Origin of the sequence: Hyphomonas sp., from assembly GCF_046313975.1 — a bacterium.
Classification (GTDB): Bacteria; Pseudomonadota; Alphaproteobacteria; order Caulobacterales; family Hyphomonadaceae; genus Hyphomonas.
Window position 1 is genome coordinate 1 of sequence record NZ_JBKBXB010000070.1, and the last position, 7330, is coordinate 7330.

Annotated in this window: 8 protein-coding genes; all 8 read left to right on the forward strand. The window is 65.2% G+C overall.

The annotated features are described in order from the left end of the window. Positions 1–373 (forward strand): SDR family NAD(P)-dependent oxidoreductase (locus ACK4TE_RS15640; protein WP_409912466.1); only part of this gene is annotated, 373 nt, incomplete at its 5' end. A gap of 96 nt (positions 374–469) precedes the next feature. Next, a complete protein-coding gene (locus ACK4TE_RS15645) occupies positions 470–1465 on the forward strand; it encodes an NAD(P)H-dependent flavin oxidoreductase (protein WP_409912467.1) in 996 nt (331 codons plus the stop codon). A gap of 279 nt (positions 1466–1744) precedes the next feature. After that, on the forward strand, positions 1745–2164 hold the full coding sequence (locus tag ACK4TE_RS15650; RefSeq protein WP_409912468.1) for a D-Ala-D-Ala carboxypeptidase family metallohydrolase: 420 nt from the start codon (positions 1745–1747) through the stop codon (positions 2162–2164). Then, positions 2152–2619 (forward strand): hypothetical protein, encoded by a 468-nt coding sequence (locus tag ACK4TE_RS15655; protein WP_409912469.1) that lies wholly within the window; start codon positions 2152–2154, stop codon positions 2617–2619. Before ACK4TE_RS15650 ends, ACK4TE_RS15655 begins: the two co-directional genes overlap by 13 nt. 48 nt (positions 2620–2667) lie before the next feature. Further along, the gene (locus ACK4TE_RS15660; protein ID WP_409912470.1) at positions 2668–4029 is read left to right on the forward strand and encodes an amidase family protein; all 1362 of its coding nucleotides are present in this window, start codon (positions 2668–2670) and stop codon (positions 4027–4029) included. A gap of 10 nt (positions 4030–4039) precedes the next feature. Continuing rightward, positions 4040–4405, forward strand: coding sequence for a nuclear transport factor 2 family protein (locus tag ACK4TE_RS15665; protein WP_409912471.1), 366 nt, complete (start codon positions 4040–4042; stop codon positions 4403–4405). Between the two features lie 5 nt (positions 4406–4410). Continuing rightward, positions 4411–5895 (forward strand): glycerol kinase GlpK, encoded by a 1485-nt coding sequence (glpK, locus tag ACK4TE_RS15670; RefSeq protein ID WP_409912472.1) that lies wholly within the window; start codon positions 4411–4413, stop codon positions 5893–5895. Further along, entirely contained in the window at positions 5892–7199 is a 1308-nt protein-coding gene (locus tag ACK4TE_RS15675) for an APC family permease (RefSeq protein WP_409912473.1), read from the forward strand. Before glpK ends, ACK4TE_RS15675 begins: the two co-directional genes overlap by 4 nt. Positions 7200–7330: the final 131 nt, after the last annotated feature.

Here is a 7330-nt window from a genome sequence, read left to right on the forward strand (position 1 = left end):
CGGCGCCATCGTCAACATCTCCTCGCTCGCCTCCATCGCGGGCGGATTCCAGCTCGCCTACGAACTCTCCAAGGCCGGCCTCAACCGTATGACCGCCAGCATCGCCATGTCCGGCGCCTCGCGCGGGGTGCGGTGCAACTGCATCACCCCCGGCCTGATGGACACGCCGATGGCGATCTCCGGCATCTCGCAGAAAACTGGCGTTCCCGAAGACGAACTGCGCGCCCAGCGCGCGGCGCGCGTACCGATGAAGCGGATGGGCACCGGCTGGGACACGGCCTACGCCGCACTATTCCTCGCCAGCGATGAAGCCGCCTATATCACCGGTGCCATTCTTCCGGTCGATGGCGGCGGCAGTGTGCTGATCGGATAGGATAGTTCCCCCCACGTTATGGCTTGCCGGACGGGGGTCTGGCGCTACATTCCAGAGCAATGTAAACACTGTTCACTTTCCCAGAAGGACCCGCCTATGACCGTTCCTCCCGTGCTGCAGAACCTGCGTATCCCCGTCATCGCCTCTCCGCTCTTCATCATCTCCGGCCCGGACCTCGTGATCGCCCAGTGCAAGGCTGGCGTCGTCGGCAGTTTCCCGGCCCTGAACGCGCGCCCCGGCCCGGTGCTGCATGAGTGGCTGGACCGGATCACCACCGAACTCGGCGAATACAACATCAAGAACCCGGATCGCCCGGCCGCCCCCTTCGCGGTCAACCAGATCGTCCACAAGACGAACAACCGCCTCGACCACGACATGGAAGCTTGCGTGAAGTTCAAGGTTCCTCTGGTGATCACTTCGCTCGGCGCACGCACGGATGTGAACGACGCCATCCATTCCTATGGCGGCATCGTCATGCACGATGTCATCGACACCTTCTTTGCGAAGAAGGCCCTGGAGAAAGGTGCAGACGGCCTCATCGCCGTCGCCGCCGGGGCAGGCGGTCACGCCGGCACGCTCTCGCCGCTCGCGCTGATCCAGGAGATCCGCGAATTTTTCGACGGCCCGCTCGCGCTCTCCGGCTCCATCGCCACGGGCGGCGCAGTCGCGGCGGCGCTCGCGATGGGCGCAGACTTCGGATACATCGGCTCCGCCTTCATCGCCTGCGATGAGGCCAACGCGATGGAAGGCTACAAGGACGCCATCGTGAAATACGGCGCCGAAGACATCGTCTACTCGAACCTCTTCACCGGTGTGCACGGCAACTACCTGAAGCCCTCGATCATCGCCGCCGGCCTCGACCCCGACAACCTGCCGGAAAGCGATCCGTCCAAGATGAATTTCGGCTCCGGCGGCAACACCGAGGCGAAAGCCTGGAAAGATATCTGGGGCTGCGGCCAGGGCATCGGCGCCGTGAAATCGCGCGGCCCCGTGAAAGCCTATGTCGACCAGCTTGTCCGCGAATTCGACGATGCCCGCGCCGCCCTGATGAAAGGCCAGGCCTTCACCCGGAAAATTTCCGAGAACGCCTGATCATTTCCTGAACTCACCCAACCTGTCATCCCGGCTTTCGCCGGGATGACAAGCATTGAGCGCACCGCTACACCCAAACTTGTTGCGTAACTTTCGCCGAACGCAACAAAGCCGGCTTCAAACGTAACCTCCCGCGAAATTGTCTTCGCGCTCGTACCGCAGAAAATTACATGAAAATCAAGAAACTGAGGCGCGCTCTCCGCGCCGCCCTCCCTCCCAACTGCGGAATTCCATAACTTCCCAATCCGGTGGGGTCATCCGCGGCGTGATACTGCAGGCATGCTTTACACGACGTACAAGGATGTTCCGCTCACGGATTGGCGCTGGCCCCACTTCTGGCCGGAGGAGCTGGCGTGCCGCTGTCAACAAAGCGGCTGCCGGGGAGAATACTGGCACGATCCGGCCTTTCTCGACGCACTCGAGGCGTTGCGCGCCCTCGTGCGCCGGCCGCTCGTCATCAACTCGGGCCATCGCTGCGCCATCCGCAATGCGCTGGTGCGCGGCACGCCGCGGTCGCGTCACCGCAAGATTGCCGTCGACATCTCGCTCGACCGGCACAGCCGCCAGCTTCTTTACCGCTCCGCCAAGCGCTGCGGCTTCACAGGCATCGGCCTGGGCAAGGACTTCATTCACCTCGACCGGCGGGCGATCCCTGCCGAATGGACATATCCGGGGGCGGAACACGCATGGCAGATATAATCGGGCTTGCGGCCAGCGCGGCTGGCGGCGGAATCTTCGGCCTTCTCGGCACCGTCATCGGCCGGGTCGCAGGACTGGTGGAGCGCCGCCAAGACAACCAGCAGGAGCGCGCCCGCTGGGCGCATGAAAAGGATATCACCCAGCTCCAGATGCAGGCGCGGGCGGCGGCGCTCGCCGCGGAGGAAAAGCTGGCGGCCACCGCGGGCTCATGGGCCGGCCTCACCGCGTCCATGCAGGCCGAAGCGGCCATTGGCGGCAGCTATAGGTGGGTGGAGGCTGTGCGCGCGCTCACCCGCCCGCTGCTTACGCTGCTCCTGTGGGTCATCACCGGTCTCGTCTGGCTCGGCGCGGCCGCCGAGGCACGCGCCGCCATTGTCGAGACCACAACTTTCGCGGCCACGGCGGCCACGCTCTGGTGGTTCGGCGACCGCGGCAACCGGCGCGAGGTGCGTTGAGCCTTTCCTGAAGCATGCTAGGTTCCCTCCCGCAAAGGGGAGGGAGCCATGAGTGCTTCGGTAAAGACGGATCTGGCAAAACTCGGCGCACGGGAGACGGCAGCGGCCGTGCGCGACGGGAAACTCTCGGCTCTGGAAGCGTGCGATGCCGCCATCGCGCGCATCGAGGCGCTGGATAAAGCCCTCAATGCCGTCGTCGTGCGCGACTTTGACCGCGCCCGCGCCGCTGCCCGCCAGATCGATGAGAGCCGCAAAGCCGGTGACCCCCGCCGCCTGCTCGGCGTGCCGATGACGGTGAAGGAATCGAACGATGTCGAGGGCCTGCCTTCCACGTGGGGCTTCGAGAGCTTTGCAAATGTGGATGCGAACCGGGACGCCGTCGTCGTCCAGCGCCTGAAGGCTGAAGGCGCGGTCATCCTCGGCAAGACCAACGTGCCTGTCGCGCTCGCCGACTGGCAATGCGAGAACCCGGTCTATGGCCGCACCGTCAATCCTTTCGACCCGACCCGTTCGCCTGGCGGTTCGTCCGGCGGTGCCGCCGCTGCGCTCGCCTCAGGCATGGTGCCCCTGGAAATCGGTTCCGACATCGGCGGATCGATCCGCGCACCGTCGCACATGTGCGGCGTGTTCGGCCACAAGCCGACCTATGGTATCGTCCCCCTGCGCGGGCACGGCTTTCCGGGTACGGACGGTCTCGATGTTCCGCTTGCCGTTGTCGGCCCGATGGCGCGAAATGCCGGAGACCTGATCGAGACGCTGCACATCATCGCCGGCCCGGAAGGCCCTGGCTACCACCTCATCCTGCCTCACCCGCGCCACAGCCGCCTTGCGTATTTCCGCGTCCGCGTGATCCGCGAGATGCCCGGTGTGCCGATTGACGCCGATACGGCGGAAGCGCTGGATGCCTTCGTGGCAAAACTGGAAGATGCCGGAATCCGTGTGACGGATTCCACGCAAGACTATCCCGATCTCGTCCGCATGATGGAAGCCTACATCCGTATGCTGAACACCGTCATCTCGCGCGGCACACCCGGTGCCCGCCCCATCGACGCGCATGAATGGATGGCCCTGCAGGATGAACAGCTCGCCGTAACGCGCCAGTGGGAGCGTGTCTTCGAAAGCACGGATATCATCCTCTCCCCCATTTTCTCAACGCCCGCCTTCGTTTATCAGACGGAACCCGACTGGTCGAAGCGGCAGCTGCCGGTGGACGGCCAGGTCATTCCCTTTGGCAGCCAGCTCTCCTGGGCCGGGATTGCCACTTATGCCGGTCTCCCGGCCACGGCCATCCCAGTCGCAAAGTCGAAATCGGGCCTGCCCATCGGTTTCCAGTTGATTGGCGCTCCTTTTGCCGACAACACAACGCTTCGCTTCGCCCATATGCTGGAAGAAGAAGGCCTGACGGTCTGAAGGATTCCGTATGCCCTCGAGAGAGACAATCGACCGCTTCACCGCGCAGGTTCTCAGCGGTGACCATGCCGGTGCCATCCGTGATTGGTACACGGAGGATGCAAGCATGCAGGAAAACCAGGCTGAGCCCCGGCGCGGCCGCGACCTGCTGGTCAGTCAGGAACAGGCAACACTGGACCGCATGACGCGCGTCGAGACAGAGCTGCTGGCGCCGCCGTTGATCGATGGCGACACGGTCGTCATCCGCTGGCGTTTCACCTTCCATCCGAAATCCGGCGGTCGCCGCCATATGGAAGAAGTCGCCTGGCAAACCTGGCGCGGGGACCGGATTGCGGCAGAAACCTTCTTCTATGATCCTGCCCAGATGAAAGGCTGATTTTCATGGCTGCTGATTTCATCCTCGTCATCGACGAAGGCACCACGTCCACGCGTGCGATTGTCTATGACCGCCATTTCGGCGAGGTCGCCCTCGCGCAGGAGGAAGTTGCGCTGCAATACCCTGCCGATGGGTGGGTGGAGCAGCAGGGCGAGGAGATCTGGTCGCGCACGCTCTCGGTCTGCCGCACGGTTATCGCCAAGGCGGGCGGCGCTGAACGTATCGCCGCCATCGGCATCACCAACCAGCGCGAAACCACACTCGTCTGGGAACGCACGAGCGGTAAACCCATCGCCCCCGCTATCATCTGGCAGGACCGCCGCACCGCCGCCGCCTGCGACGCGCTGAAAGCCAAACGCCATGAGCCCACGGTTCAGGGCGAGACCGGCCTGCTGCTCGACCCCTATTTCTCCGGCACGAAAATCGGCTGGATTCTCGAGAATGTGAGTGGTGCCCGCGCACGCGCCGAAGCGGGCGAACTCGCCTTTGGCACGGTTGATACCTTCCTTCTCTGGCGTCTCACCGGCGGCAAGGTGCACGCCACCGATGTCACCAACGCCTCGCGCACGCTGCTCTACCACCTTGGTCTAGCGAAGGACGCGGGCTGGAGCGTGCGCATGGGCGACATCCTTGGCGTGCCGTCTTCTCTCCTGCCCGCAGTCAAACCCAGCGCCGCCGCATACGGCGCAACGGATCCCGCGCTGTTCGGCCGCGCCATCCCGATCTGCTCCGTACTCGGAGATCAGCAGGCCGCGCTCGTCGGGCAGGGCTGTCTTGAGCCGGGGCAGGCGAAGGTCACTTTCGGCACTGGCGCTTTCCTCGTCGCCAATACGGGCAGCAAGCGCCCCGCCTCGCAGAACCGCCTGCTCGGCACGGTCGGCTACGAACTCCCCGGCGCGGGCGCCATGGCGCTCGAAGGCTCCATCTTCAATGCTGGCACCGTCATCAAGTGGCTGCGCGACGACCTGAAACTCATTCAGCGGGCGGATGAAAGCGCCGCTGCTGCTGCCAGCCTGCCAGACAATGGCGGCGTCTACATGGTGCCCGCCTTCACCGGTCTTGGCGCGCCGCACTGGAACGCGGAGGCGCGCGGCCTCATCGCCGGCCTCACCCGCGCCGCCACCGCCGCCCATCTCGTTCGCGCCGGTCTCGAATCCGTCGCCTACCAGACGCACGACCTGCTCGATGCCTTCGCGGGCGACGGCGCGCCAATTGCGGAGCTGCGCGTTGATGGCGGCATGGTCGCGAATGACTGGCTGATGCAGTTCCTCGCCGATGTCTGTGCGCTGCCCGTCTTCCGCCCGGATTACCGCGAGATGACCGCCCTCGGCGCCGCCGCAGCCGCCGCGATGCAACTCGGCTGGCTCACGCCCGAGGGCTGGGCCGCGCGCGATGTGCCGGGCCGCCGCTTCACGCCGTCAATGCAGGACGGCAAGCGCGCCGCGCTCCTGAAAGGCTGGTCCGCCGCCCTCGGCCGCACGCTGGCATGATCTCGCCCGCACCCGTCCGCACCCTGACAACCCGCTATGTCATCGTCGTCGTCATGGCGATGGTGATCGGCGCGGGCATCTTCAAATCGCCCGCTCTCGTCGCGGCGAATGCCGGCTCCGAAAGCATCGTCTACCTTCTCTGGATTGTCGGCGGCCTGATCTCCCTGATGGGCGCGCTCTGCTATTCCGAACTCGCCAGCGCCTTCGCGCATCCGGGCGGCGACTACCATTTCCTTGAGCGCGCCTGGGGCCGCCGCTTTGCCTTCCTGTTCGCCTGGGCACGCTTCGCCGTCATCAATACCGGCGCCATCGCGCTCCTTGGTTTCGTCATCGGCGACTATATGAACCGCGTTATCGATCTCGGCCCCCACGGCCCCGCGCTCTACGCCTTCGCTTCCGTCTTCCTGCTCACCGCCATCAAGCTGCTCCCTTCCGGCGAAGCGGGCGACAGTGCATTGGTCATTGTTCTTGTGCTTGGCCTTCTCGTGCTGGCCGCCGCCGCTGTGAAACTCGTGATCGATGGCACGCCCCCGCTCGATCCCGGCACACCAACTACGCCCAGCTTCGGCAGTCTCGGATACGGCCTCGTCTTCGTTCTCCTCGCCTATGGCGGATGGACCGAAGCGGCGACCCTCTCGGCCGAAGTGAAGGACGGCCAGCGCGGCATGCTCCGCGCGCTGATCATCTCGATCACGCTCATCACCTTGCTCTACCTGCTCACCGCGTGGGCCATGCTGCGCGGTCTCGGTCTCGCCGGTCTCGCGAATTCCTCCGCCCCCGCCGCTGACCTGATGGCGCGCGCCTTCGGGCCGGGGGCAGGGGTCGTGCTCGCGCTCGCCGTCGTGGCCGCCGCCGTCACCTCCGTCAACGCCACCATCATCGCTGGCGCGCGCACCACTTTCGCCGCCTCGGCAAACCTGCCCGCCCTGAAATGGATCGGCCGGTGGAACCCCGCCACCCGCAGCCCCCGCAACGCCATTCTCGCGCAGGGCCTCGTCTCGCTCGCTCTCGTCGGCTTCGGCGCCGCCTATAAAGGCTTCGAGACGCTGGTGGACTATACTGCGCCCGTCTACTGGACATTCCTCATTGCCAGCGGCCTCGCCCTCATCCGCCTGCGCCTGAAGGCGCCGGACGCCCCCAGACCCTTCCGCGTGCCGCTTTACCCGGTCCTACCGGCCCTCTTCATCCTGTCGAGTGCCGCGATGCTGGTCTCCGCCATCCTGTATGTGCAGGGCGGGGCCTTCTTCGGAATGGGCGTGCTTTTGGCAGGGGTTGGAGTTTGGTGCATGCTCAGTAGGCGATAAGACAAGGGTGAGTGACCTGAGACCCTCGGGTCCCTCATTCATTTCGAGAGTCTGGCCCTTTCATAGTCCATGGTTTGAGGTGTGGCGAGCGCGTCGGGAGCGAGGCTCCCCACATGCACGAGCGACCGGCG